The 25,600-nt window shown below is 70.6% G+C and carries 28 protein-coding genes; 14 read left to right on the forward strand and 14 right to left on the reverse strand.

The window, feature by feature from the left end; translation table 11 throughout:
- The first annotated feature begins 1 nt into the window (after nt 1).
- Nucleotides 2-736, forward strand: coding sequence for an SDR family NAD(P)-dependent oxidoreductase (locus ACQP00_RS22785; RefSeq protein ID WP_433222187.1), 735 nt, complete (start codon nt 2-4; stop codon nt 734-736).
- On the opposite strand, the gene ACQP00_RS22790 is transcribed toward ACQP00_RS22785, so the two are convergent.
- The gene (locus tag ACQP00_RS22790) at nt 696-1,616 is read right to left on the reverse strand and encodes an Lrp/AsnC family transcriptional regulator (RefSeq protein WP_433222189.1); all 921 of its coding nucleotides are present in this window, start codon (nt 1,614-1,616) and stop codon (nt 696-698) included. The two genes, ACQP00_RS22785 and ACQP00_RS22790, sit on opposite strands and share 41 nt — an antisense overlap.
- A gap of 82 nt (nt 1,617-1,698) precedes the next feature.
- Here ACQP00_RS22790 and ACQP00_RS22795 point away from each other — a divergent pair, with 82 nt between their 5' ends.
- Nucleotides 1,699-2,544, forward strand: a complete 846-nt coding sequence (locus tag ACQP00_RS22795; RefSeq protein WP_433222191.1) for an NAD(P)H-binding protein — start codon at nt 1,699-1,701, stop codon at nt 2,542-2,544.
- On the opposite strand, the gene ACQP00_RS22800 is transcribed toward ACQP00_RS22795, so the two are convergent.
- Complete coding sequence (locus ACQP00_RS22800; protein WP_433222193.1) at nt 2,545-3,294, reverse strand: hypothetical protein; 750 nt, start codon at nt 3,292-3,294, stop codon at nt 2,545-2,547.
- Between the two features lie 119 nt (nt 3,295-3,413).
- Between ACQP00_RS22800 and ACQP00_RS22805 the strand changes: the two genes are divergently transcribed.
- Both ACQP00_RS22805 and ACQP00_RS22810 read left to right on the forward strand, forming a co-directional pair.
- Nucleotides 3,414-3,914, forward strand: a complete 501-nt coding sequence (locus ACQP00_RS22805; protein WP_433222195.1) for a SigE family RNA polymerase sigma factor — start codon at nt 3,414-3,416, stop codon at nt 3,912-3,914.
- Nucleotides 3,911-4,771, forward strand: coding sequence for a hypothetical protein (locus tag ACQP00_RS22810; protein ID WP_433222197.1), 861 nt, complete (start codon nt 3,911-3,913; stop codon nt 4,769-4,771). The genes ACQP00_RS22805 and ACQP00_RS22810 overlap by 4 nt, the downstream gene beginning before the upstream one ends.
- 335 nt (nt 4,772-5,106) lie before the next feature.
- On the opposite strand, the gene ACQP00_RS22815 is transcribed toward ACQP00_RS22810, so the two are convergent.
- From ACQP00_RS22815 to ACQP00_RS22840, 6 genes are all read right to left on the reverse strand, one after another.
- Entirely contained in the window at nt 5,107-5,529 is a 423-nt protein-coding gene (locus ACQP00_RS22815; RefSeq protein ID WP_433222198.1) for a hypothetical protein, read from the reverse strand.
- A gap of 83 nt (nt 5,530-5,612) precedes the next feature.
- Complete coding sequence (locus ACQP00_RS22820; RefSeq protein WP_433223955.1) at nt 5,613-6,224, reverse strand: LuxR C-terminal-related transcriptional regulator; 612 nt, start codon at nt 6,222-6,224, stop codon at nt 5,613-5,615.
- A gap of 23 nt (nt 6,225-6,247) precedes the next feature.
- On the reverse strand, nt 6,248-6,502 hold the full coding sequence (locus ACQP00_RS22825; protein WP_433222200.1) for a sensor histidine kinase: 255 nt from the start codon (nt 6,500-6,502) through the stop codon (nt 6,248-6,250).
- 126 nt (nt 6,503-6,628) lie between these two features.
- Nucleotides 6,629-7,486: a sensor domain-containing protein gene (locus tag ACQP00_RS22830; protein ID WP_433222202.1), complete on the reverse strand. Its 858-nt coding sequence runs from the start codon at nt 7,484-7,486 to the stop codon at nt 6,629-6,631.
- A gap of 27 nt (nt 7,487-7,513) precedes the next feature.
- On the reverse strand, nt 7,514-8,323 hold the full coding sequence (locus ACQP00_RS22835; protein WP_433222204.1) for a hypothetical protein: 810 nt from the start codon (nt 8,321-8,323) through the stop codon (nt 7,514-7,516).
- Nucleotides 8,324-8,464: 141 nt separating this feature from the next.
- Nucleotides 8,465-10,090 (reverse strand): cellulase family glycosylhydrolase, encoded by a 1,626-nt coding sequence (locus ACQP00_RS22840; protein WP_433222206.1) that lies wholly within the window; start codon nt 10,088-10,090, stop codon nt 8,465-8,467.
- 239 nt (nt 10,091-10,329) lie between these two features.
- Between ACQP00_RS22840 and ACQP00_RS22845 the strand changes: the two genes are divergently transcribed.
- The 4 genes from ACQP00_RS22845 (at nt 10,330) to ACQP00_RS22860 (ending at nt 13,161) form a co-directional block, all read left to right on the forward strand.
- Entirely contained in the window at nt 10,330-10,947 is a 618-nt protein-coding gene (locus ACQP00_RS22845) for a hypothetical protein (RefSeq protein WP_433222208.1), read from the forward strand.
- Nucleotides 10,948-10,957: 10 nt separating this feature from the next.
- Nucleotides 10,958-11,701: an SDR family NAD(P)-dependent oxidoreductase gene (locus ACQP00_RS22850; RefSeq protein WP_433222210.1), complete on the forward strand. Its 744-nt coding sequence runs from the start codon at nt 10,958-10,960 to the stop codon at nt 11,699-11,701.
- A gap of 105 nt (nt 11,702-11,806) precedes the next feature.
- The gene (locus ACQP00_RS22855; RefSeq protein ID WP_433223957.1) at nt 11,807-12,481 is read left to right on the forward strand and encodes a dienelactone hydrolase family protein; all 675 of its coding nucleotides are present in this window, start codon (nt 11,807-11,809) and stop codon (nt 12,479-12,481) included.
- Nucleotides 12,482-12,507: 26 nt separating this feature from the next.
- The gene (locus ACQP00_RS22860) at nt 12,508-13,161 is read left to right on the forward strand and encodes a DUF998 domain-containing protein (RefSeq protein WP_433222212.1); all 654 of its coding nucleotides are present in this window, start codon (nt 12,508-12,510) and stop codon (nt 13,159-13,161) included.
- A gap of 58 nt (nt 13,162-13,219) precedes the next feature.
- Here the strand turns inward: ACQP00_RS22860 and ACQP00_RS22865 are convergent, their stop codons facing one another.
- Genes ACQP00_RS22865 through ACQP00_RS22880 form a run of 4 tightly spaced genes read right to left on the reverse strand, consistent with a single transcriptional unit; the run spans nt 13,220 to nt 17,920 of the window.
- Nucleotides 13,220-14,857: a hypothetical protein gene (locus tag ACQP00_RS22865; RefSeq protein WP_433222213.1), complete on the reverse strand. Its 1,638-nt coding sequence runs from the start codon at nt 14,855-14,857 to the stop codon at nt 13,220-13,222.
- Between the two features lie 24 nt (nt 14,858-14,881).
- Nucleotides 14,882-16,150: an ABC transporter substrate-binding protein gene (locus ACQP00_RS22870; protein WP_433222215.1), complete on the reverse strand. Its 1,269-nt coding sequence runs from the start codon at nt 16,148-16,150 to the stop codon at nt 14,882-14,884.
- 37 nt (nt 16,151-16,187) lie between these two features.
- Nucleotides 16,188-17,027, reverse strand: coding sequence for a carbohydrate ABC transporter permease (locus ACQP00_RS22875; protein WP_433222217.1), 840 nt, complete (start codon nt 17,025-17,027; stop codon nt 16,188-16,190).
- Nucleotides 17,024-17,920 carry a carbohydrate ABC transporter permease gene (locus tag ACQP00_RS22880; RefSeq protein ID WP_433222219.1) on the reverse strand — a complete coding sequence of 299 codons (897 nt, stop codon included), beginning with the start codon at nt 17,918-17,920 and terminating at the stop codon, nt 17,024-17,026. The genes ACQP00_RS22875 and ACQP00_RS22880 overlap by 4 nt, the downstream gene beginning before the upstream one ends.
- 146 nt (nt 17,921-18,066) lie before the next feature.
- Between ACQP00_RS22880 and ACQP00_RS22885 the strand changes: the two genes are divergently transcribed.
- The gene (locus ACQP00_RS22885; protein ID WP_433222221.1) at nt 18,067-19,098 is read left to right on the forward strand and encodes a LacI family DNA-binding transcriptional regulator; all 1,032 of its coding nucleotides are present in this window, start codon (nt 18,067-18,069) and stop codon (nt 19,096-19,098) included.
- Between the two features lie 22 nt (nt 19,099-19,120).
- Here ACQP00_RS22885 and ACQP00_RS22890 read toward each other — a convergent pair whose 3' ends face one another.
- Nucleotides 19,121-19,975 (reverse strand): NmrA family NAD(P)-binding protein, encoded by an 855-nt coding sequence (locus ACQP00_RS22890; RefSeq protein WP_433222223.1) that lies wholly within the window; start codon nt 19,973-19,975, stop codon nt 19,121-19,123.
- A gap of 201 nt (nt 19,976-20,176) precedes the next feature.
- Here ACQP00_RS22890 and ACQP00_RS22895 point away from each other — a divergent pair, with 201 nt between their 5' ends.
- From ACQP00_RS22895 to ACQP00_RS22905, 3 genes are all read left to right on the forward strand, one after another.
- Nucleotides 20,177-20,503 (forward strand): winged helix-turn-helix transcriptional regulator, encoded by a 327-nt coding sequence (locus ACQP00_RS22895; RefSeq protein ID WP_433222225.1) that lies wholly within the window; start codon nt 20,177-20,179, stop codon nt 20,501-20,503.
- Between the two features lie 223 nt (nt 20,504-20,726).
- A complete protein-coding gene (locus ACQP00_RS22900; protein WP_433222227.1) occupies nt 20,727-21,104 on the forward strand; it encodes a hypothetical protein in 378 nt (125 codons plus the stop codon).
- Between the two features lie 172 nt (nt 21,105-21,276).
- Nucleotides 21,277-21,420, forward strand: a complete 144-nt coding sequence (locus tag ACQP00_RS22905) for a hypothetical protein (RefSeq protein ID WP_433222229.1) — start codon at nt 21,277-21,279, stop codon at nt 21,418-21,420.
- Nucleotides 21,421-21,575: 155 nt separating this feature from the next.
- Here the strand turns inward: ACQP00_RS22905 and ACQP00_RS22910 are convergent, their stop codons facing one another.
- Complete coding sequence (locus tag ACQP00_RS22910; RefSeq protein ID WP_433222231.1) at nt 21,576-21,914, reverse strand: hypothetical protein; 339 nt, start codon at nt 21,912-21,914, stop codon at nt 21,576-21,578.
- Nucleotides 21,915-22,019: 105 nt separating this feature from the next.
- Here ACQP00_RS22910 and ACQP00_RS22915 point away from each other — a divergent pair, with 105 nt between their 5' ends.
- Both ACQP00_RS22915 and ACQP00_RS22920 read left to right on the forward strand, forming a co-directional pair.
- Complete coding sequence (locus ACQP00_RS22915) at nt 22,020-24,722, forward strand: cation-translocating P-type ATPase (RefSeq protein ID WP_433222233.1); 2,703 nt, start codon at nt 22,020-22,022, stop codon at nt 24,720-24,722.
- Nucleotides 24,703-25,599, forward strand: coding sequence for a PPK2 family polyphosphate kinase (locus tag ACQP00_RS22920; RefSeq protein WP_433222235.1), 897 nt, complete (start codon nt 24,703-24,705; stop codon nt 25,597-25,599). The genes ACQP00_RS22915 and ACQP00_RS22920 overlap by 20 nt, the downstream gene beginning before the upstream one ends.
- The last annotated feature ends 1 nt before the right edge of the window (nt 25,600 follow it).

Here is a 25,600-nt window from a genome sequence, read left to right on the forward strand (position 1 = left end):
CATGGAACTCGCCGGCACCGCCGCCATCGTCACCGGAGCCGCCTCGGGTCTGGGGGCCGCCACCGCGGCCGCCCTGGCCGCCCGCGGGGCGCGGGTCTACGGCTTCGACCTGCAGGAGTCCACCACGGACGGGGTCATCGTCGACGTGACCGACCCGGAGTCCGTAGCCGCCGGCGTGGCCCGCGCGGCCGCCGGCCCCGAGCCGCTGCGCACGGTCGTCAACTGCGCCGGGATCGCCCCCTCGGAGCGCATCCTGGGCCGCAAGGGCCCGCACGACCTGGCCAAATACGCCAAGGTGATCCAGGTCAACCTGATCGGCAGCTTCAACGTCCTCACGCTCGCGGCCGAGCAGATCGCCAACACCGAGCCCGACGCGCAGGGCCAGCGGGGCGTCGTGGTCAACACCGCCTCCGTGGCCGCGTTCGACGGCCAGATCGGCCAGGCCGCCTACTCCTCCTCGAAGGGCGGCATCGCCGGGCTGACCCTGCCGGCCGCCCGCGACCTCGCCCAGCACGGCATCCGGGTGATGACGATCGCGCCCGGCATCATGCAGACCCCGATGATGGAGACGGTCTCCGAGGAGTACCGCGCCGGCCTCGCCGCGGGCGTCCCGTTCCCGGCCCGCTTCGGCACCGCCGACGAGTACGCCAAGCTCGTGCTGTCCATCGTGGACAACGACTACCTCAACGGCGAGGTCATCCGCCTGGACGGCGCCCTGCGGATGGCGCCTCGCTGAGGGACGGCCCGAAGCGTTTGACGGTGCGCAGGACCGGCGCGGACTCCAATGCGTTCACGCCGGTCAGCCCGGCGGCTCGCCCGGTCAGGAAGCGGTAGAGGCCGGCCGAGTCCGAGCAGGCGACCTGGGCGACCAGGTTGGTCGGGCCCGTGGTGACCGCGGCGAAGGTCACCTCGGGGTGCGCCTGGAGCGCGGCGGCAGTCGCGGCCAGCGCGTCCGGGCGCACCGACATCCACAGCCTGGCCTCGGCGTGCCGGCCGAGCGCGGCCGCGGCCAGTTCGACCTGGTAGGTGAGGGCGCCGGCGGCCCGCAGATACCGCAGGCGCCGGGCCGCGGTCGATGCTGAGCCGCCACCGGCATTCGCGAGTGCCGCGTAGGTGGCCCGGCCGTCCCGGGCGAGGACGGCGAGCATGCGCCGGTCGGCGGCGTCCAGGCGAACCGGTTCGTCCAACGGCCCGGCGTGGTCGGCGAGCAGCTCGTGGGCGCTGACGTCGAGCACCCCGCGTCCCCTGGGCAGCTTGTCGATCAGCAGCTCGCCGGGGTTCTGGGGCTGGCTGTTGCAGGCGATTTCGGTACCCCCGGAAAGCACGTAAATCCAGAAGGTGTCGGCACGGCGGGCGAGCGCCGCGCTGATCGGCCGGGCCGCGTCCGGGGTGCACCTGATCCGGATCGTCCACGACTTGTAGCCCAGCCGCACGCCGTTGACGATGCCGACGACCCGCAGGACGCCGTGCGCGCGCAGCCGCCGGTAGCGCCGGGCGACGGTGTGCTCGGAGACGCCCAGCTCCGCACCGATCGCGCTGAACGGCGCGCGCCCGTCCAGCGTCAGCGCGTGCACGAGCGCGTGGTCCTGAGGGTCCAGCCCGCCGGATTGCATCATGCCGAGCCTATCCGTGCCGGATTCCCGCGGATTTCGTGCGCCGGCTCGGGCCTGACCGCCGACGCGGAGATGCTGCTGTTCCATGCAGACTGTTCTGGTCATCGGCGCTTCCGGCAAGGTCGGACGGCACGTGGTCGCCGGGTCGCATGCGGCGGGCGCGAAGGTCCGGGCGCTGACCCGCGACCCGCTGCGGGCCACCGGCCGGCCCGCCACCGTGGTGCGCGGCGACCTGACCGACCCGCGCTCGCTGGCGGCGGCCGCCGAGGGCGTCGACGCGGTGTACCTGATGTGGCCGTTCTTCACCGCCGCCGCCGCTCCCGCGGCCCTGGACGTCCTCGCCGGGCACGCGGCGCGCGTGGTGCTGCTGTCGTCGGGATCGGTGGACGGCACGATCCCCGCGGCCGCGCCGATCGCCCGGTTCCACGCCGAGGTGGAGCGCACCGTCGAACAGCGCGCGGCGGAGTGGACCATCCTGCGGCCGGCCGGTTTCGCCGCCGACAGCCTGGACTGGGCCGCCTCGATCCGCGCCGCCGGTGTCGTCGCCGGCGCGTTCCCCGACGCGGCCGGCGCCTGGATCCACGAGGCCGACATCGCCGCCGTCGCCGTGCACGCCCTGCTCGACGCGGGGCACGACCGGCAGCGCTACGCCCTCACCGGGCCGCAGTCGCTGACCATGGCCGAGCAGGCCCGGATCATCGGCGAGGTGACCGGCCGGCCGGTGCGCTGGCAGACCCGGTCCCGGGCCGAGGCCAGCGCCCAGCTGATCGCCGAGGGCTGGCCGGACGAGTACGCCGAGGTGGCTCTGCGGGTTCAGGAGCAGCTGACCCACGCCCCCGCCGAGGTCACCGGCACGGTCGCCGACATCACCGGCGAGCCGGCCCGGACCTACCGCCAATGGGTCGCCGACCACGCCGACGCCTTCCGCTGATCAGCGCGCCTGCTCCGGCGGGAGAAGCTCGGCGACCTGCTTCGCGATCGTGCGGAGGGCGTTGTCGACCTGCTCGCGGTCGTACCCGCGGTCGACGATCGGGATCGACGCGTTGTCGATGCGGGCCCGCGCCCCGATGCGTTTGACGTACTCGCCCGAGCCGAGCGCCTCGGCCGCCTGCCGGACGAGTCCGTCCACCACCGCCGGGTCGTACCCCTGCGGCACCGTGCTGAACTCGTGGCCGCCGATCCGTGCCTGCGCTTCCCGCAGCGCATCGGCGAACCGGCCGCCGCTGTGGTCCCGCAACGCCGCCGCGATCTGTTCCCGCGACTGTCTGACATCGTCGAGTTCCAGGACCAGCCGGCCGGCCCGGCCGTCCGGCAAGGTCCGCTCGGGCCGGCCGCTGAGCAGATCGGAGCCTTGCGCCGGCAGCAGGACCAGGTAGGGACCGGATCGGGTACTGCGGTCATGCAGCTTCGGCAGGGGCTGATCGAGTACCAGAGCCTCGATCGCCGTCCAGGGCACGAGCTGCTGACCCAGCATCAGCCCCTCGGGGCCGATGCCGAACCGGAACGGCTTGCGCTCGTGGCGGACGACCATCGCGCCGGTCGCCAGGCTCAGCGCGCCGAAGATCACGAGGAACAGGCCACCGGCCGGCCGGGGGAGCAGCCCGACGAGCAGCATGACGAGGCCGACGAACGCGAACACCACGCCGAACGCAAGGACCCACCGGCTGCGCCGAAGCTCCACGGCCCGACTGTACCGTGTTCTGCACCGGCCCGGTGTCCGTCACCCACGCGCGGAAACGTCGGGATCCGATGACAACCATTTCCCGGCCCGACGTTGTTGACCGGCCAGGGAGGTGTCCGGTGGAGGATTTCGAGGCGTACGTCAGTGTGGCGTGGCCGCGGTTGCTGCGCTCGGCGTGGCTGCTCACGCACGACTGGCACCGGGCGGAAGACCTGGTCCAGACGGTGCTGGCCCGCGGCTACGGACGCTGGCCGCGGATCAGGAACGGCGCGCCCGACGCGTATTTTCGCGCGATGCTCGCCAGCACGTACCTGAGCTGGTGGCGGCGGCGCTGGCGGGGGGAACTGCCCACGGATCAGCTGCCGGAACAGTCGGGGGGCGGTGGCGAGCTCGAGGGGGTCGAGCTGCGGCACCTGCTCGCCGGCGCCCTCTCGCGGCTGCCGCGGCAGCAGCGGGCAGTACTGATGCTGCGCTTTCACGGCGATTTCACCGAGGCCGACACGGCCCGGGTCCTGGGCCTGCGGCTCGGCACGGTGAAGTCACACACATCGCGCGCCCTGGCGGCGCTGCGCCACGACCCGCAGTTGCGGGCACTGTTGAGCGAGGGAGTGGACCGATGAGCGACGAGGAGGTCATCGACCTGTTCGACCGAGCGGTTGCCACGGTACCGCCGGAGCTGCTACCGGCACCGCACGCCGCGATCCGCCGCCGGGCGCGGAACCGCCGCGTGGCCGCCTGGGGAGGCGCGACGGCGGCCGTCGTCCTGGTGATCGTCGCCGGATTCGCGGTCGCCCGACCGGGTTCGGAGTCGGTGGCACCGCAACCGGCCGCGTCCAAGGACCCGGCGGTGGCCCCGGGCGTGCCCTGGCTCGGCGCGCGGGTCGACCGGGCCGGCACCCGGATCACGGTGTACGCGGCGCCGCAGCTCGGCAAGTGCGTCGAACGCGATCCCACCCACGACAATCTGCTGGTCGCCGACGACAAGGTCACCCTGTCCCTGGACGGCGCGTACACCGACTGCGCCGACGACACACAGGTGGCGGCCCGGACATTCGAACTGCCGCAGGCGCTCGGCACCCGGTTCCTGGTCGACGGCCGCAGCCCGTGGGGCCAGCCCTTCGTCTTCACCGACGCGGACCTGCCCGACCTCGCGGCCGGCGGCTGGAGCGAACAGCCGCCGTCGTGGCGCGGCTCCGGCGACGCCGCCCTCACGCTCCGCTTCACCAAGGCCGGTGGCCCGGACCTGCGGCTGCTGGCGGAACGCTGGCAACCGGAGCCCGACGGCCGGACCAAGACCCCCGACCACACCATCGAGGTGAAGGGCCACCGAATCGACGTGTACGACGGTCCCGACACCCGAAGCGCCAGCTGGTTCTCCTCCGACGCCCAGGGCGTGCACTTCACGCTGGAGGTGTCCGCCACAGCGGTCGGCAAGTCCGAGTTCGACGCGTTGCTGAACGGCATGAGCTGGCAGTGATCGAGGTGGCGACCCCCGACGCATCGCGCTACGGGGGTCGCCACGCATCCGGTTCTTCCGCCCGACGACGAGACGTGCCGGAGCGACATCGAGGCGATCGCCGGTGGGATGTCGCCCGGTGCGCACCGAGCCTGGCCGGCTCGGTGCGCAGTCGCCGCACCTCAGCCGCCGAAGACCATCCGCAGCGACGACGCCACCCGGGGCGACCCGTGCCGCGACCGTCGGCGGCGACCGACATGAGAGTCATGCCATGGAGCGCTCGGCTTCCCGCCCACCCGGTTGCCACGGCGAAGATGGCCGCCTCGGTCGCGCATGACCGGACGGCCTCGACGCCCCTACGGATCCAGCTGCGTCTTCACTCCAGTGGCGTTCAGGCGGTTGGCGAGAAGGAGCACCTCGGCCCGGGTACCGGTCACGCCCGCACCGGTCAGGCGGTTGTACGTGTCCGTGGCCTCAGCGAGCGTCGCACCGTACCGTCGCAGCGTCCGCAGGATCGCCAATCGCAGCGGGCGGCCGCCCTCCGGATCGACCCGGAGCCGGCCGGTGCCGTCACGGTCGAGCAGGATCTGGCGGTAGTCGTCGGGCAAGGCGTCCCATTCACAGCTTTCGAGCTGCGTGCCGCACCCGTCACACACGGACGAGACCGACCAGGCGAGCCGGTTTCCGACGACCGTCTGGCCGAGCTCACCGCGCAACAGCCCGTCGCACCGCAAGCACGGCTCGACCAGCTCGTGCCCGACGATCATCACCTCGCTCACGGACGCCATCGTAGGCACCCCGACGGCGGACCTGGCGTGTGTCGAATGGCGCACCGTCGCTGCCGGCGCCGGCTCGGGTGGGGTCAGCTTCGCAGGTAGGTCAGGACGGCGAGGACCCGGCGGTGGCCGTGCGCTTCGGGGAGGTCGAGTTTGGTGAAGATGTTGCCGATGTGTTTGGCCACCGCGGCGTCGCTGATGCCGAGCGTTCGGGCGATGGACGGGTTGTTGTGTCCTTCGGCCATCTGCCCGAGCACCTCCCGTTCCCGTGCGGTCAACCGGTCGAGTGGGTTGATGGTGCGTGGGCGGTTCAGCAACTGCCGTACCACGTCGGGGTCGATGACGGTCTCGCCGGCCGCGACCCGCGACACCGCGTCGGAGAAGTCGGCGACCTCGCCGATGCGGTCCTTGAGCAGGTAGCCGACTCCGGCCTGTCCGGACGGGCCGAGCAGTTCAGCGGCGTACGCGGTGGCCGCGTACTGGGACAGCACGAGGACCGCCGCGCTCGGGTCGCCGGCGCGTAGTGTCACCGCGGCCCGCAGCCCTTCGTCGGTGAAACTGGGCGGCATGCGGACATCGGTGATGACCAGGTCGGGTCGGTGTTCCCGGGCGGCCGCCACCATCGAGTCACCGTCGCCGACCGCCGCCACCAGCGTGTGGCCCAGTCCTTCAAGCAGGCTGACGAGTCCGGCCCGCATGAGCGTGGCGTCTTCGGCGAGCACTATTCGTAGCGACACGGCAGGTCGATCCGCACTGTGGTGGGTCCTCCTTGTGGGCTGCTGATCTCCAGGGTGCCGGCCACGACGGCCACTCGGTCGGCCAGCCCCCGCATGCCCGTGCCCAGTGACGGTTCGGCGCCGCCCCTACCGTCATCGACGATGGTCAGCGCCAGCCGTTGCTCGGCAAGTCGGCCACTGATCTGGATGCGAGTGGCCGCAGCGTGTCGTACCGCGTTGGTCAAAGCCTCCGAGACCACGAAGTAGGCGGTGGACTCGATCTCGGGCGGCAGCCGGCCGGACAGGTCGAGGTCGGCCTCGACCGGAATCGGACACCGTTCGGCGAGTTCACGTACCGCCTCGGCCAGCCCGAAATCGGTGAGGACCTAGGGATGGATGCCGCGGATCTGGTCCCGGAGGGTCGTGAGGGCCAGCCGAGCCTGCTCGTGGGCTTCGCGGACGAGCTCGCCGGCGCGTCCGTCCGCGTCGGCCATGTGCCGCTCGGCCAGGCCCAGCTTCATCGTCAGGAGCACCAGATGTTGCTGCGTGCCGTCGTGCAGATCTCGCTCGATCCGACGGCGCTCGGCCTCGAACGCGTTGACCAACCGGCTGCGTGACCGGGCCAGCTCCTCGACCTGACGGTTCATCTCGGTGCCGGTGGGCGCGAGCAGCCACTTGGCGAAGGCTGCCTGGGCGCCGCTGAGCACGCTGACTCCGTACAGGGTGACCACCGTCGCGGGCACCCCGACCAGACCGGCGACGGCGCTCGTCTGGGCGACGGTCTCGGCCGACCAGGTGCCGACCGCGAGGTGAAGGTTCGCGCCCACTGCGACGAGCAGCGGTAGAGCCAGTATGAGGAGGCAGACGAACACGACGAACATCGCGGCCAGGTCGAGGAGCGCAAGCACCGACAGGAGGCATGCGCAATACCCGAGTTCGCGCCAGGTGGCAGCCTCGGTCACCCGCCGCCGCACCCATGCCCAGCCGCTCGGGGGCGCGGGTGCGTGCGGGTCGGGGACCGCCAGTGGCTCCATGAAGCCGAGCCGGTGGCGTTCCAGCGCCCCGATCGGTATACCGACGAGCAGCAGCAGCGGCGGAAACAGCAGCAGCGGCATGATGGCCAGCCAGGCGATCGCGATGACCGCCACGCTGCTGACCACGTAGGCCAGGCTGCGCCATGGCCATCGCGACAGGACGAACCGGACGGGGTTGCCCGCCATCGCCCGCCACACGCTCGTCGCCACGGTCACGACCCTACGACGCGACGGTTGTCAGGCCGCACCGATGACACCGAGCAGCGAGGTGGCGGGCTCGAGCGCCGAGAGTCCGCTTGCCACTGCCATGAGCAGCAGCAGACATGCGGTCAGGGCCGTGATGACACCGAGTGTGCCGTGCATGAATCTGGCGCGGGTGGCGCTCGGATCGCCGGCGATACGCCGCTTCCAGAAATAGATGCTCGCCAGGCCGCTTGCCACCGTCAGCGTGGCGAACATCGCCGCCGTGACCCAGTAGTATCGCTCGACCTCGCCGAGCAGTACCGCCAGCGCAGGGGAGCCGGCGTGCGGGCCGGCCGCATTCGTCAGCCCTTCACGCATCTCGCTCAAGGCCTGTGCGAGCTCTCCGTCGGCGGTTCCACCGGGCAGCAGCGGCAGCAACGGGATCAGAGGCAGGGCCATTACCTGGATGTTCACCGCTAGCACCCAGATGGCGAAAACCGTCGACGCCGTTGCGGCTGTGGCGACCGCCGCGTACCAGGTCCGGCTGCGCAGATATCGCTGCCACAGCGCGGTGCTGAGCAGGGACAGGACAATGACCAGCAGCGCGCTGATCACCACCTTGATCGCATGCCATTGGAACCAGTAGTCGACCAGCGCGGTCAGACTGGTGGGAAGCGCCCGGGATCCGCTTCGCCAATACTCGACGAGCGCACGCCCAACGGCGTCCCGCAGTTTCGCCTCACTGTAAGACCCGAAGGGTGGCCTCAGGAGGGTCCTGGGGGCGAGCTCGAACGCTGCCACCAAAGCCGCGCCGGCCGCCAGCAGCAACCCGATTGCAGCTGTCGTGATTGGTCGAAATCGCACAGGACGACGGTAGAGAAGGACCGTTTTGAGCGCGATGGCACATGAGCTACCACAACCGGGTGAGGCAGCACTACCCGTGCGGTATAGCTGGCTCTACCTCTGGTCGGGCCGGACGGCGCACCGTCCGGCCCGACCGGGATTTCAGCTGCAGGTGGCCCCGTTGAGCTTGAAGCCCGTAGGAGCCCCGGCGTTGCCGGTGTGGGTGGCCTGATAGCCGATGGTGGTGGACGCACCAGCGGCGAGGCTCCCGTTGTAGCTCACATTCGTCGCCGTAACGGTCCCGCTCGACGGGGAGTAGGTCGCACTCCAGCCGCCCGTGATGGTCTGCCCGGTGGGCAGGGTGAAGACCAGGTTCCAGCCGTTGATGGCGGTGGAGCCGGTGTTCGTAATGGTGATGTTGTTGGTCAGGCCGTTGTTCCACGCATTGACGGCGCTGACCGCCCGGCAGGCGCCTGAGCCACTTCTCGAAGGCGAGGACGACGGCGAGGACGACGGCGACGACGAAGGCGACCGCGAGGCCGAGCGCGAGGGCGACGGCGAGACCGGCGGGCTGGTGGTCGACGTACCGCCCGCGGCAGTGATGATGGCGCTGATGATGCTCTGCTGCGTCACCGTGTTCGAGCTGCGATTGAACAGACCGAAGCCGTACTGCCCGTTGTACCCGTTGTCCCAGTAGGCCGTCGCCCCGCCGTACTTCTTCGCCGTGGCGACCACGGCCTTGGCGAAGTTCGCGCGATAGGTGTTGTTCGCCGAATCGGCCGACGTCTTGTCGATCGCGCCGTACTCACCGACGAGGAACGGGTAGCCCTTGGTGACGAACGTGTCGTACATCTTCTTCATCGTCTGGTCCAGGTAATCCTCCTGGCCCCAGGTCGACTTCTTGGCCGGGTTCGTCGCGGCCGCGCCCCACTGCGTGATGTTGCCGTCCTCCTGACCCGTGAAATCCCACGGGTCGTAGTAGTGCACGGAGATCATGAGGCGCTGCTCGCCGCTGGGAATGGAGGTCGACCGATACGTGTCGGTGGGCAGCGAAAAACCATAACTGCCCGTCGTGTACTCGATGTTGGTGTTCCAGCCCGGCACGAGCAGCCAGCGCGAGGCGTTGGTGCCGCCCGTTCGACGGACGGTGTCGACGAAGATCTGGTTGTACGCGACGATGTTCGAATAGCACGGCTGGGTCGGGTTGCCGTACTGCCCGTCGAACTCCTCGTTCATCGACTCGAAAATCAGGTGGTCGTTGTAGCTCGCGAACTTCGTCGCGACCTGCTGCCAGACCTTCTGGTACTTCGCCTTGATGGTGGTCTGGTCGGACGCGTCGCAGACGAGCCAGGAGCCGCCGACGCTCTTGTAGCCGTCGCCGTGCATGTTGATGAGCACGTACAGGCCGGAGTTGTAGGCGTAGTTGACGACCTCCTGGATGCGGTTCAGCCAGGCCGAGTCGACGGTGTAGTTCGGGCCGGCCCCGATTTTGCCCAGGTACGAGACGGGGATGCGGATCGTCTTGAAGCCCGACGCCTTCACCCGGTCGATGAGCGCCTGCGTGATGACCGGGTTGCCCCAGGCCGTTTCGCTGGGAATGCCGTTGGCGTTGGCCTCCAGCTGATTGCCGAGGTTCCACCCGGCACCCATGTCGGCGACCAGCTGAGGACCGGTCAGCTGCACCGCCGCATTGGCCGCGGTCGACCTCGACACGCCGTAGACGGCTCCGGCGAGGGCCAGGGTGGCGGCAACGACTGCGAGCCCGGCCCTCCTGACTGTCAAACCCATGAGCATTCCTCTCGTACGGTCACATCACCGAACGAGCCGGAGTGTTGCCAGGGGCCGCAGCGGGTGTCAATCGACGCGCTTCGACGAACATGTTCGTCCAGCCAGTACACGTCGTTGACCAGCCGATTCGCCGCGCGACGGCACAATGGCGGCGCTGCATCTTTCGGAAAACAGCACCCGGAATCAATCAGTCATTCGGTCAGCGTCGGACCGACCATGATCATGCTAATGTCCCGGCCGTGCGAGCGATGGTGGGTGTACTGGCGGTCGGCATGATCGCCCTGGCGGGTTGCAGTGACAAGCCGGCGGAGCAGTCCGCGGCGGCATCGGCCCCGGCTTCGACCGCGGCCACCTCGGCCGCCCCGTCCCCGACGCCGTCGGCCGCCCCGGTGGCCACGCCGGCCGCGGCGGACGTCATCGCCTACACGGTGGTCCAGCCGAAGACGTTGCTCGGGCGGGCGCCCGCCACCGAGTCCGCCATCAAGGAGCAGGGCGCGAAGGTCGGCAGCGCCTGGGGCACGAAAGAGAGCAAGGTCTCCGGGGCCTACGGCACGACCGGCAAGAAGAACGTGATCCTGTTCGCCGCGTCGACCGCCGACCTCACCGACCCCGCCGCCTTCGTCGAGCAGGTGTCGTTGCAGGGCTTCAGCAAGTACACCTTCCATCCCGTCGATCCGGGCATGCGCGGCTCGGCCCGGTGCGCGGACGCGTCCACCGCGGCGACGCCGACGACGGTGTGCCTGTGGGCCGACCAGTACGCCACCGGCGTCATCTACTTCTTCTTCAGCGCCCCCGCCGACGCGGAGCGCTCGCTGGGGCAGGCCCGCGCCGAGATCGAGGTCGACAAGAACAAGTAGCCTGGCCGGCATGGGCGTTCGTCCGTCGTTCGTGGTCACCGGGGGCGGCCAGGGCATCGGCCGCGCCATCGCCGAACGGCTGGCCGGCGACGGGCACGTCGTCGTGATCGACGTGCACGATCCTGACGACTGGCAGACGGACCGGATCGCCACCATGGTCGGCGATGCCGGTGATCCGGACACGGCACGACGAGCGGCGGCGGCCGCGGAAATGGCCGGACCGCTCACCGGCTGGGTCAACAACGCCGCCGTCTTCCGGGACGCGAGTCTCACCGCGGCATCGGCGGCCGAGATCCTCGAGCTCGTCTCCGCGAACCTGAGGCTGGCCCTAACCGGTTGCCACACGGCCGTCAACCATTTCCTGGAGTGTCGGCGGCCCGGGGCCATCGTCAACGTGTCGTCGCACCAGGCCCAGCGGCCCGTTCGGGGCGCCCTGCCGTACGCCACCGCCAAGGCCGCCGTCGAGGGGCTGACCCGGGCCGTCGCCGTCGACCACGGGCCGGCCGGCATCCGCACCAATGCGGTCGCGCTCGGGTCGGTCGCCACCGCGCGCTTCGAGCGGTACCGGGCCGAGTACCCCGACGTCGACGCGCAGATGGCGGCGCTGCACCCGATCGGCCGCGTCGGCACCGCCCGCGAGGTCGCCGACGCGGTCGCCTTCCTGCTCTCGCCCGCCGCCGGCTTCATCAACGGGGCCATCCTGCCCATCGACGGCGGCCGAGCGGTCAACGGCGCCGATCCGGAAGCCAGCTGAGCACTCAGCTCGTAGCGAACCGGTGCGGCAAAGCCCGCGGCGGGGCCTACTGTCGGTCCGGTGATCGCAACGCGGGAAGTCACGTATGACGTCGACGGGCTGACGATGGTCGGTCACCTGGCCCGGCCGCAGGGCGATGGGCCGTGGCCGGCCGTGCTGCTGGGGCACGACGGGGTCGGTCTCGACGACTATCAGCGCGGCCGCGCCGACGACCTCGCCGCCCGCGGCTACCTGACGTTCGCCATGGACTACCACGGCGGCCGGACCTACTTCGGCGAGCCGCAGGCGATGCTGGATCGGGTCCTGCCGCTGCTCGCCGACCCCGCCCGCATGCTGACCATCGGCCGGGCCGCGCTCGACGTGCTGCTCGCCGAACCCGGCGCCGACCGCACGCGGCTCGCCACGCTCGGGTTCGGGGGTGGCGGACAGGTCGTGCTGGAGCTCGCCAGGACGGGCGTGCCCTTCACCGCGGTCGCCGTCATCCACCCCGGCCTGCCGGCGCCGCGGGCCGAGGACTGGACGGACGCCGCCGGGACCTTCCTGCTCTGCACCGGTTCCGAGGATCCCATCTGTACGCCCGCGCAGCTGCTCGCGTTCGGCGGCGCGCTCCAGGAGGCCGGCGTCGACTGGCGGGCCCACATCTACGGCGGCGCCCAGCATGCCTTCTGGGCGGCGCCCACCGGCCGCAGCCTGCCCACCGTGCCCGGCGTAGGCCACCACCCGGCCCACGCCGCGCGGGCGTGGCAGGCGGTTGTCGACCTGTTCAAGGAAAACGTCTGATCGACCGCTGTTTCTAAGATGTACCGATGATCAACGATCGGGTGCGCCGGTGGGCGTGGGTGGGGGTCGCGGCCCAGGTGCTGTTCGTGGCGAGTTGGCTGGTCGCCCCCGCCTGGCAGGGCAGCCGGTACCGCTCGCTCGAGCACACCATCAGCGACATGCTCTCGGTCGGCGCGCCGGGGGCCCTGGTGCTCATCGTGGTGTTCACGCTGTGCGGCCTGGGCACGATCCTGTTCGCGGTGCTGGCGGTGCGACCGGCCCTGCGCCCGGGCGGCCGCTTCGCCACCGTCGGCGCGGTGCTGCTGGCCCTGTCCATCTTCGGCGTCGGGGACCTGCTCGCCGGGGCCGAACGACAGGGCTGCCGGCTGGCCGATCCGGGCTGCACCGGAGACGACCAGCGGGCCAACCTCGGCGGCAAGATCGACACCATGATCACGCCGACCGGGATTCTGCTCTTCGTGGTCGCTGCCCTGGTCCTGGCGGCCGCCATGAAGCGCGCGCCGGGCTGGGAGCGCTGGGCTTGGCCGTACCGTGGCGTCGCCCTTGGCTTTTTTGTGCTGTTGTTCGTCTTCGTCAACGCGCCCGCCGACCTGACCGGGCTGTTCGAGCGGCTGCTCGCCGCCTTCGGTTCCGGCGCGATCGCGGCGCTGGCGCTCGGCATCGCGCGCCGGCCCGAGTGAGAAAAGGCCGTCCCCGGGCGGTGCTCAGGCGCCCGGGGACGGCGGGCGAAGGACCCGCTCAGGCCAGGTACTTCGCCGCGTACTCGCGGGCGTCCTGCAGGATCAGGGCGACCCGGTCCGGGGCGTCGTCGAGCGTGCCGTCGACGACGGTCAGGGTGGGCAGCACGCCCTCGCGCACCGGCAGGCGCCAGTGGGCGTTGTAGCCGGCCTCGTGCACGCCCGTCGAGCCGTACGCGGGGTCGCCCAGGCAGACGTGCCCGAAGGAGCGGTTGGTGCCGGTGAACAGGGCGGCGTCCGGCTCGTCGTGCAGGGTGGGCACGGTGTCGCGGTGGCCGGCCTGGACCAGCGGGATGTGGCCGCCGATGGCGTCGAACCAGGCCTCGCCCGCGATCAGCAGGTCGGGGCTGCCCGCGCGGAGCAGGTCGACCAGGGCGCGCAGGCCGGCGGTGGTGCTGCCGCGCGGGTCGTTGTTGTACATCGCCGAGATGTCCAGGAACGCCGCGTCGAAGCCGTACTCGTGGTGCAGTCGGACGATCTGCTCGGCCAGGTGCCGCCGCCACGGCTCGTACGACGGGTTGATCAGGGCGCCCCAGCTGTGGTCGAAGTGCCGGGAGGCGTCCCAGTCCACCGAGCCGATCGGCATGTGTCCGCTGGGGTTGAGCAGCTGGCCCGGTGCGGCCCAGGTCTCGAAGCCCGGCAGGTCGCGGGCGGCGACGTTGGCCCCGAACATCGGCATGATCCGCGCGCCGAGGGCGTGCGCGCCGTCGATGAGCCGGCGGAACCCCGCCGCTCCGCCCAGGCGCTCGTCGACGTCGAAACGGCCGTACCAACGGTAATAACGCCCTTCCCAACCGGGGAGGTAGGCCAGGATGCGCGCCGGGTCGATCTGCTCGCCGAGCCGCCGCAGGGTGGCGAGCATGCCGTCGTAGTCGAGGAAGACCCGGCCGGTAAAGTGCATGCCGTTGAGGCTGACCACGAGCGACGTGCGCCGCAGCCAGTCCGGCACGTCGTCCCGCTCGGTCCACGTGGGGAGCTGATAGGCCGCGCGGACGTGCTCGGTGTGCTCTGCAAGAACAGAAGCGACGTCTTCGGTACGCCGAAGCTCCCACACCGGCACCGCCAGCGAAGCGCTCGGCTGCGTGGCGTCGGCGTCCACGATCAGCTCGAAGTCACACGTGCCCGGCTCGTCGAAGTGCGGGACGACCACGAACCGCTTGGCCCGCACCTGCTCGTCCAGGCTCCGCGCGACGGTCACCGAGCCGTCCGGGCGCTTGAGGCCGAGCAGCGGGGTGGCCAGGTCGAACCAGCCGTTGGGGTACTGCACGACCCGGCCGGTGACCGGCACCGGCAGGTCGCCCTCGCGCAGGGCGGTGACGTCGCCGGTCGGCTGGTCGTGCAGGACCACCGCGACGCAGCGCACGCCGTCGCGGTGCGTCGCGCGGACCGTGACCCGCACGACGCCGTCAGTGCCGTCTCCCCCGGTGTCATCGACCTCCACGACCGCGCCACCGGGGCCGCGCTCCTGCCCGCCGGCCCAGGTCAGCCCCTCGGCGACGGCCGTGGTCACAGTGCCGTCCCGGGTGATCTGGAGGGCGTCCAGGCCGTACACGTTCTCGCCGGTGTGGACCCGGACGCTGATCGGGCCGAGCGAGGTGGCGATGCGCGGGTGCGGCCACCGGAAGCTCAGGTCGTGCATGTTCTTGCTCCTAACTCAAGAAGATCAGGACGCGAGCCGGCTGCTGAAGCCGGACTTCCCGTCGGAGATCGCCTTCGCGGGGTCGCCGGTGAACACCCAGTCGCGGACGAACTGCAGGTAGGGGCCGGTCGGGTCGATGAACAGCGAGTTGTACTTCGCGGTCACCGGCACCTTCGCCGTGGCCACGAGCTGGTTGGCCTGCAGCAGGCGCGGCTCGGCCCTGGTCAGCTCGTTGTCGGCGGTGTCGGAGCGGACGGTGAGCTGCCCGGTCTTGGCCACCACGGTCTTCTGCACGTCCTCGGACATGCTCCAGGCGATGAAGTCCCAGGCGGTCTTGGCGTTCTTGGCCCCGCGGGCGATGCCGACGACGTCGCCGCCGAGGAACGACGCGGTGCCCTTGCTGCCGGGGATGTTGGTGACGCCGAAGTTCAGGCCGGCCTGCGCCTTGTAGACGCTGATCGCGAAGCTGCCCAGGGCGATCATGCCGATCTTGCCGGACTGGAAGCCGTTCAACCAGGTGGCGCCGTTGTCGTCCTTGGCCGCGGCGGGCATGAGCTTCTCGTCCCACATCGTCCTGTGGGCGTCGAGGGCGGCCTTGACCGCGGGGTCGTCGAGGGTGGCCTGGGTGCCGTCGGCGTTCATGATGTCGCCGCCGCTGGCCCAGATGTACGGCAGCAGCGTGTACGCGTTGCAGCCCGCGCAGTTGCCGGCGAAGGTGAACCCGTACGTGTCCCCGCCCAGCGCGGTGATCTTCCGGGCGTCGGCGACGAGCTCGTCCAGGGACGCCGGCGGCTTCGCCGGGTCGAGTCCGGCCTTGGTGAACAGGTCCTTGTTGTAGTACAGCATCGACACGTCGAGCTGGTGCGGCAGCGCGTAGATCTTGCCGCCGGCCGTGCTGATCTGCACCGCGGCCGGCGCCAGGGCGCTCTTGTACGGCAGCGCGTCCACCAGCGACGTGATGTCGGTCAGCAGGTTCTGGCCGGTGAGCGACTTGACGTTGGCGATGTCCACGGCGACCAGGTCGGGCGCGTCGCCGCTGCGCACGGCCTGGACGTACTTCTGCACGTACTGCGCGTCCGGCACGGTCAGCATCGTGATCTTGCGCTCGGGGTTGGCCTCGTTCCAGGCGGCGACGAGGGCCTTGTCCATCGGCTCGTCGGCGGCGCGGACCCACAGCGTGGCCGGGCCGGAACCGGTGAGGTCGTTCGAGGTGGCGGGGGCGTCGCCGGTGCTGTCGGTGTTGGAGCAGGCGGCGAGCGCGAGGGTGAGGAAGGCAGCCAGGGCTGGCGCCACGCGGCGCATTTGGAACATGGGGGGCTCCTAGGAGGTGTTATCCCTTGACGGCGCCGCCGGTGAGACCGGCGACGTAGTAGCGCTGCAGGATCAGGAAGACGGCGATGCAGGGCACCGCGGCGAAGACCGCTCCGGTCTCGAGCACGCCCCAGTTCAGCGTGCCGCCGGCGCCCGTCTGCAGATTCGCCAAAATGACCGGCAGCGTGTACTGCTGCTGCCTCGTCGTGAAGATGAGCGCGGCGAGGAACTCGTTCCAGGCCGTGAAGAACGCGTAGAGCGCGACGGTCGCCACGCCCGGGGCGACGATGGGCAGGAGCACCCGCCGCAGGGTCGACAGGGTGCCGGCGCCGTCGCAGATCGCCGCCTCCTCGACCGCGGCCGGGACCGAGGCGAAGGCGGCGCGCATGGTGAAGATGCCGAAGGGCAGGGCGAACACGGTGTACACGACGATCAGCCCGAACTTCGAGTTCGTGAGGTGCAGGTCGTCGAGGATGACGTACAACGACGGCACGATCGACTGGAACGGGATCATCAGCGTGGACAGCACCACGAGGAACAGCAGCCCCCGGAAGCGGAACCGGAAGCGGGCGAACCCGTAGCCCGCCAGCACCGACAGCGCGCTGGCGGCGACGACGGTGCCGGCGGTGACCAGGAGGCTGTTGAGCACGTTGCGGAACAGGCCCGCGTCGAGCAGCCGGCGGTAGTTCTCCAGGCTCGGCTCGTGCGGCAGGAACGTCGGCGGGGTCTGCGAGAACTCGGCGCCGGTCTTGAACGAGGCCACGATCAGCCAGCCGAGCGGGGCCACGAACAGCAGGGCGAGCAGGCCGAGGACGACGTAGAACGGCAGGGCGGGCAGCCAGCCGGGGCGCCGGGTCACGAGTCCTCCCGGGAGCGGGTCAGCAGCAGCTGCACGGTGGTCAGGACGAGCAGGATGAGCATCAGCGCGATCGACATGGCGGCCGAGTAGCCGAGGTTGAAGTCGATGAACCCGGCCCGGTAGATGAGGTAGACGACCGGGATGGTGCTGTTGTCCGGGCCGCCCTGGGTGAGGATGAAGAACTGGTCGAAGGCCAGGTAGCTGCCGATCACGGTGAGCACCAGCACCAGCGCCAGGGTCGGGCGCAGCAGCGGCAGCGTGATCGAGCGGAACACCCGGAACCGCCGGGCCCCGTCGACCTCGGCGGCCTCGTAGAACTCCTTGGAGATGGCTTGCATCCCGGTCATCAGCAGCAGCATGGTGAGCCCGACGGTCTTCCAGACCACGAGCACGACCACGACGGCCAGGGCGGTCGGGAAGCTGCTGAACACCGAGACCGGCCCGTCGGCCAGCCCGGTGCGGCGCAGCAGATCGGGCACGATGCCGATGCGGTCGTCGAGCAGCCACAGCGTCATGTAGCTGGCGGTGGCGAAGCCGATGACGACCGGCAGGACGAACGCGGTGCGCAGCAGCCCGACCCCGCGCCGCCGGTGGCGCACCGCCGAGGCGAGCAGGAAGCCGACCACGAGCAGGCTCGCGGTGACGATGACGGTGTACAGCGTGGTGAACCCGAGGCTGTGCCAGAACGTGGTGTCGCCGGTCAGCCGCCGGTAGTTGGCCAGGCCGATGAAGCGCCGATCGCCCAGCAGCGACCAGTCGTAGAAGGACATGACCGCGGTGACGATCACCGGCAGCACGAACAGCCCGAGCACGAGCAGCACGGCCGGAGCCACCAGCAGCAGTCCGACCCGCTGCCGCCGAGCCTGCGGCCCGCGGCGCCGTCGCTGGGTCATCCCCACTCCTTCCGTGATCCGTCTACGTAATCGTTTTCGTGGACCGCACGTTACAACCCCAAGTCCGGATCATGTCAAGTATCTCAGCTCGGCTTTCTGCTACAGTGTCGATCGCCGAAGCTCAACGAAATCGGTTAAGGAGCCAAGTGACCGCCGCACGCAGCGCACCGGGCCGCGTCACCATGCGCGACGTGGCCTCCGTCGCCGGGGTGTCCACCGCGACCGTGTCCAAGGTGCTCAACGACCGCCCCGACGTGGGCCCGGAGGTCCGCCAGCGCGTCCTGGACACCATCGGCCGCCTCGGCTACCGCGTGAACGCCGTGGCCCGCGGCCTGCGCGCCCGGACCACCGACACCATCGCCATCCTGACCGACGACCTCGAGGGCATCTTCACCACCGCCCTCATGCGCGGCGTCGAGGAGGCCGCGTCCGACTACGACGTGTCGGTCCTGCTGGCCAACAGCTACGGCGACCCCGAGAAGGAGCGCAAACACCTGCGCCGCCTGCTGGACCGCCAGGTCGACGGCCTCATCATCATGTCCGGCAACCGGGTCCGCCCCCGCTCCGGCCCCGCCCTGCCGCTGCCGGACACGCCGTACGTGTTCCTGTACGAGTACGGGATGGCCGAACCGGTCCCGAGCATCCTGCCCGACGACCGCGGTGGCGCCGCCCTGGCCGCCCGCCACCTGCTGGACCTGGGCCGGCGCCGGATCGCCTTCATCAACGGCCCCGCGTCCTGGGAGGCGACGGCCGACCGGCTGGACGGCTTCACCGCGGCCCTGCGCGCGGCCGGTCAGGATCCAGACCCGGCATTGGTACGGCATGCAGCTTCCTGGTCCCCCGAGGACGGCTACGAGCTGACGGCGGCGATGCTGGCCCTACCGGACCCGCCGGACGCGATCTTCTGCGCGAGCGACGACCTGGCCACGGGTGCCCTCGCCGCGATCCACGACCGGGGCCTGGACATCCCGGGCGCGGTCGCGGTCGTCGGATTCGACGACCGCTCCCTCGCGGTGCACCAGCGGCCGCCGCTGACCACCGTGGCGCTGCCCCTGCTGGAGATGGGCCGGGTGGCCGGGCAACGGTTGCTCGCGGCCGTCAACGGCGAGCCGCAGGAGCACGAACTGATCCGGGTGCAGTGCGAACTCAAGGTCCGCGCCTCCACCAACCGGCCCTAGCGGATGACGGCGGGTCCGCCGCTCAGCGCAGTGCGTCGGCGATCGCCTCGGCGGGGGTCGTGGTCGGCCGCCCGATCAGACGCCGCAGGTCGCCGGAGTCGGTGAACATCTCGTCACGGCTCATGGCCAGGTCGGCGCTGACGAGCACGTGCGCCAGTTCCGCGGGTACGCCGGCGTCGAGCAGCGCCTCGGTGAACGTGCCGGCCGGGAGGTCGGTGTACTGGATGCGCCGGCCGGTGGCGACCGAGACGGCCGTGGCCAGCTCGGCCAGGGTGAAGGCGTGGTCCCCGCCTAGTTCGTACACCTCGCCGGTGTGGCCGTCGCTGGACAGCACGACCGCGGCGGCGTCGGCGTAGTCGGCACGCGTCGCGGCGCTGATCCTTCCCCGGCCGGCGGCCCCGATCAGGGCCCCGCCCTGCAGCACCCGGGGAAGCTGGGAGGTGTAGTTCTCCAGATACCAGCCGTTGCGCAGCATCACACTGGGCAGGCGCTCGCGGAGGTACTGCTCGGTGGCACTGTGGGTCGGGGCGAGGCTTGCCGTGGACGTGTCCGCGTGCAGCATGCTCGTGTACGCGACCAGCGAGATGTTCGCCGCGACAGCGGCGTCGACGGCGCGCCGGTGGTTGGCGACCCGCTCGCTCGGAGTCGTGGTGGAGATCAGCAGAAGTTTCTCCGCGCCCTCGAAGGCCGCCGCGAGACTGGCAGGCTCGGCGAAGTCGGCCCGGCGAACCACGACACCGCGCTCAGCGAGGTCCTTGATCTTCGTGACGTCCCGACCGGTCGCGACGATCCGCGAAGCGGGAACACCGCGGCTCAGCAGCGCTTCAACGGCGTGCCGGCCCAGCTGCCCAGAGGCGGCGGTAACAACGATCGACATGGGTGATGGCCCCTTCCGCCGCGGACCATCCGCAGCGCTGCCCACGATGACCTGCTCGCTCTCTTCTGGTAAGGACGCACTTGCGGGTAAGGTGACCACCTCGACGTAAGGATCGAGGTGGGGTTGGTGACGACACACCGGGACGTGAACGAGCACACATCCTCGTGGGACCCCTACGTCCGCGGCTGTCCGTCGCGTGACGTGCTCGACCAGATCGGCAGCAAATGGGCCGTTCTCGTGCTGGGCGAACTCGGCCGGCACGGGGCCTGTCGTTTCACGCAGCTGCGGCAGCGGCTCTCCGGGATCAGCGAGAAAATGCTCACCCAGACACTGCGCACGCTGGAACGCGACGGCCTGCTGCTCCGGACGGTGTACCCGGAGACGCCGATCCGCGTGGAGTACGAACTGACACCGCTCGGCGAGACCCTGCGAGGCCCATTGAAGGCGCTCACGGACTGGTCGGTGCAGCACATCGGCGAAGTCCTCGAAGCGCGTGAGGAGTACGACGAGCGCGCCGGGAAGCGATAGCCGGAGGACTTGCCAATCAGGAGCCCTGGTCAACCTCGACGGGTATCTTCGTCCGCTGGCCCTGGCGAAAGGTCGATCCAACGTCGGCATCGCCATGGAATGGCACCGCCGACTTCCGGCGCGACCCGGACCACTACCGTTGGCGCAACATCGCCGGCTGACTGCGGACGCGCGGCCGACGCCGATTCCGGCACCGACCCCGCACGAGCAGGGAACCACGGTCATGATGCTCTTCGACAGCGACAGCGACAGCGACAGCGACAGCGACAGCGACGGCAGTCAGCAGGAAGTCGATCCGGCCACAGTGGACAGCATCGTCGTACGCCGGAGGGGCGTCATCGACATCGGCGCCGAGCAGACACCGCCAGTGACGTTGACCGGCAACGAGGCAAGCGCCGTCATCCGGCTGATCGACTTCTCGGCGCCGATCCGGCCTGGCGGCACGCCGATGGCACTGGTCACCGCCGAACTCCAGATCAACTTCGCCGATGCCGGCAGCCGGAACTTCGTGATCTACAACGATCGGCTCGCGCAGGACCTTGCCACGCCCGGGGTGTACTACCGGGTGGCGTCGTCACTGCGGATGGTCTTCGGCGGCTGAGGCCGGGCGGACTGCGCACCGAGCCGGCCAGGCTCCGTGCGCACCTCTCGGACGGTCGTCCAGGTCGGGGCCGGCCGACTGCTGCGAATGGCGGATGAACGAATTACTCACGGTGCGTTGCCAGCACGGGCTCGCGTGAGGCTGGGTGCCCGTAGGTCCGTACCGTGTGGGAATGAGCGTGCAAAGTTCTGGGAACTCGTCGAAGCGGCGCGGCACGGACACGGCGCGCTACCCGCAGTTGCCGGAGTTCTGGGACTTCGACGATGAGCATGAGTCGAGCCGTCGACTGCCGCGCCTCGACTCCGTCCTCGAGTAGCCGCTCTCGACCGATCGGCGGGGGGAGGAAGCGGCATCAGCCCGGGACGGGCGGCGAGGTTGGTGACCGGCCGGTTGGCCATCGCGACCCGGTGCTGGTCCAGCCGGCAGGCTGCGGACTCGGGCCGCGACGGCCGTGGACAGCGGCTCGGCCGCTCAGACGACAGTCATGTGCGACGCCATCAGTGCCATCAGCAGTGCGATCGCGATGGCGGCCACGAGCGGCCACACCAGCGTGCCGACCGCTGCCCCGAACGCCGAGTTGCGGCGACCGGTGAGCCCCCGCACGATGGCGACCGCGATCGACCCGGCGACGCCCGCGATTGCGAAGATGGCCGCTCCGTCCTGCGGATGGCGGGGTGGGGTGTTGCTCGTCGCGGCCACAAATCCGGCCAACGCCAGCAAATACACGCCGAGTGACAGCATCAGCCCACCGAACACGGTGCCGCGCGGTCGCCAGTCTTCATCAAGGTCCATATCGCAGTAGACGGGCACCGACGCGCCACGGTTCCCGACCGCTCGGCTCCAGCCCGGGGTGGTGGAGCGAAGCTCCCCCACCTCATTTTGGGAGAAGCAGCCTCTTCCGGGTAGCACCCGCCGATGGGGACGTCCACGTTGCCGGAACGGCAGGAAGCGCCGCCCTTCCACGCGCTCTCCGTGGCCGACGCGCTCGCCGTCGAGCACGTCGAGGTGCAGCAAGGGCTGGGCGCGGAGGAGGTGGAGCGGCGGCGGGCGCAGTACGGGCCCAACCGGTTCGCCGAAGCGCGCCGGGAGCCGCGGGTCAAGGCCTTTCTGCGCCAGTACGCCGACCTGATGCAGATTGTGCTGCTCGTGGCGGGCATCGGCAGTATCTACCCGCTCAAGCAGTACGGCACCGGACTGCTCCTCATCGCGCTCACCCTCCTCAACGCCGTCCTCGGGCTGCGGCAGGAGGGGAAGGCGGCGGCTGCCGTCAGTGCATTGCAAGAGGCGATGATCACCAAGGCGCGGGTGCGGCGGAACAACACCACGGACACCGTGGCCGCCGAGGAGCTGGTGCCCGGGGACGTGGTGCTCGTCGAGGCCGGGGACCGGGTGCCGGCCGACGGGCGGCTGGTGCGCAGTGCGCGGCTCGAGGTCGACGAGTCGGCGCTGACCGGGGAGAGCATCCCGGCCGGTAAGGATGCCGGGGCGGTCGCGGCCGAGGCGGCGGCGCTCGGGGATCGTACCGACATGGCGTACATGCACACGAACGTCACCCGGGGGAGCGGGGAGCTGCTGGTCACCGCGACCGGGATGGACACCGAGGTCGGGCGGATCTCGGGGATGCTCGCCACCGGGAAGGAGGCGCCGACCCCGCTCACCCGGCAGCTGAGCCGGCTCACCAACCAGATTCTGCTCGTGGCCGGGGTCGCGCTGCTGCTCTCGGTGGTGCTGAGCCTGGCCCGGGGCAACACGTTCCAGGTGGTGTTCACCGCCGCCATCGCGTTTGCCATCTCGGCCATTCCGACCGGGCTGCCGGCCGTGGTCACCACCATTCTGTCGCTCGGGACGCAGCTGCTGGCGCGGTCCAACGCGATTGTGAAGCGGCTGCGGTCGACGGAGACGCTGGGGTCGACCTCGGCCATCAACTCGGACAAGACGGGGACGCTGACGCTCAACCAGATGACCGTGGCCGAGTTGGCGATTCCGGGGCGGCGGTACACGGTGAGCGGCTCGGGCTACTCCGCCGAGGGGGACATCCGGCGGGTGGCGGGGGATCCGGACGTACCATTGGAGCCTTTTCTGTTGCCCATGGCCCTTGCCGGCGACGCGGTGGTGACCGATGGGCGGCTGGTCGGCGACCCGACCGAGGGGGCGCTCGTGGTGCTGGCCGAGAAGGGGCATCTCGATGTGGCGGCGACCCGGCAGCGGTATCCGCGCATCGCCGAGATTCCGTTCGACGCCGCCTACAAGCTGATGGCGACCTATCACCGGATGACCGACGAGGCCGGCCGTGACGTGGTGCGGTGCTTCGTCAAGGGGGCGCCCGACCAGCTGCTGGCCCGCGGGGACCTCGACGAGGACAAGCGGGAGCGGTACCTGGCCGAGAACGAGCGGATGGGCGAGCAGGGGCTGCGGGTGATGGCCACCGCCCGGCGGGACTACGACCCGGCCACCTTTGACCCGGACGGCGATCTGCTCGCCGGGCTCGACGGGCTGACGCTGCTCGCGCTCGCGGGGATCGTCGATCCGCCGCGGCCGCAGGCGAAGGACGCGATCGCGACCGCGCACCAGGCCGGGATTCAGGTGCGCATGATCACCGGTGACCACGCGGTCACCGCCGGGGCCATCGCCAAGCAGCTCGGGATCACCGGGCGGGCCATCACCGGGGCCGAGTTCGCGGCCATGGACGACGAGCGGGCGCTGCGCGAGGTCGACGACATCGGGGTCATCGCGCGGGTCACGCCCGAGCACAAGGTACGGCTGGTCGAGATCCTCCGCCGCCGCGGGCACATCGTGGCGATGACCGGCGACGGGGTCAACGACGCGCCGGCGCTGAAGCGGGCCGACATCGGCATCGCGATGGGGATCACCGGCACGGACGTGTCGAAGGAAGCCGCCGCGATGATTCTCACCGACGACGACTTCGCGACCATCGTCAAGGCCGTCGCCATCGGGCGGGCGCTGTACGCGAACCTCAAGCGGTACGTCTACTTCCAGATGGGCGTGCTGATCGGCTTCATCGTCACGTTCCTCGGCGCGGGAATCTTCGGCGTGGCCGCGGGAGTGCCGCTGCTGCCGCTGCAGTCGCTGTGGGTCAACTTCTCCGTGCACCTGTCGCAGTCGATCGGGCTCGGCTACGGCCGCCCCGAGCCGGACCTCATGGACCGGCCGCCGCGCGCCGCCGAGGAGCCGCTGCTGGCCGGGCGGACGCTCGCCTGGCTCGGTGTGCTCGGGGTGGTGATCGGCGCGATCACGCTCGCGGTGATCGCCTGGGCGGACGCCCGGCACGACCTCGACACCGCCCGCACCATGGGGCTGACGACATTTTCACTGCTCAGCTTGTACCTCTCAGCCACCGTCCGCAGCGCCACCCGCTCGGTGTTCAGCCTCGACACCTTCGACGATCGCCGCTTCGTCGTCACCAGCGGCATCTCGCTGCTGGCGATCGTCCTCGCCACCGAGCTCGGCGTCCTGCAGCGGCTCCTGCACACCGTCCAGCTCGACCTGGGCCAGTGGATCGTCTGCGCCGTGGCGGCGGCCCCGGTCCTGCTCGTCACCGAACTGCAGAAGGCGCACCGGCGCCGGAAGGGAGCGCGCGATGGCCGAGCCACAGCTTGACCGCATCGCCGAGCTGATCGCCCCGCTGCGGATCGAGCCGGGGGAGCGGGTGCGGCTGCGCCGCGACCACGACCCCGGGTACACCGCCGGGCTGGACCGCCACCGCGACGGCGAGGACCTGCTCCAGCGCGGGGTGGCGCTGCTCGCCGACCACCAGGCGCGGCTGGCCGCCGAGAGCACCCGCGGGGTCCTCGTGGTGCTGCAGGCCCTCGACGCGGCCGGCAAGGACGGCACCATCCGGCACGTGATGAGCGGGGTCAACCCGCAGGGCGTGCGGGTGCACAGCTTCAAGGTGCCCAGCGCCGAGGAGCGGGCGCACGACTTCCTGTGGCGGTACTCCGGCCGCCTCCCCGCCCGCGGCGAGATCGCCATCTTCAACCGGTCGCACTACGAGGAGGTGCTCGTCGTCCGGGTCCACCCGGAGCTGCTCGACCAGGAGCACCAACCGCCCGCGCCGCGCGGGAAGGAGCTGTGGCAGCGCCGGTTCCGGGCGATCAACGAGTGGGAGCGGCAGCTGACCGAGGACGGCTTCCACATCGTGAAGCTGTTCCTCAACGTCAGCAAGGACGAGCAGCGCAAGCGGCTGCTGGCGCGCATCGACGAGCCGGCCAAGAACTGGAAGTTCTCCGCCTCCGACCTCGCCGAGCGCAAGCACTGGGCCGACTACCAGCGCGCCTACGCCGACATGCTCGCCCACACCAGCACGAAGCACGCGCCCTGGTACGTCATCCCGGCCGACCACAAGTGGTTCGCCCGTATCGCCGCGGCCGCCGTCATCGCCGACACGCTCATCGGCATCGACCCGCAGTACCCGACCCTGGACCGCAAGGGCCGCCGGGAGCTGCGGCAGTTCCGCGGCGCGCTGGAGAAGGGCTGAG

It is taken from the genome of Dactylosporangium sp. CS-047395 (genome assembly GCF_050942185.1).
GTDB lineage: Bacteria > Actinomycetota > Actinomycetes > Mycobacteriales > Micromonosporaceae > Dactylosporangium.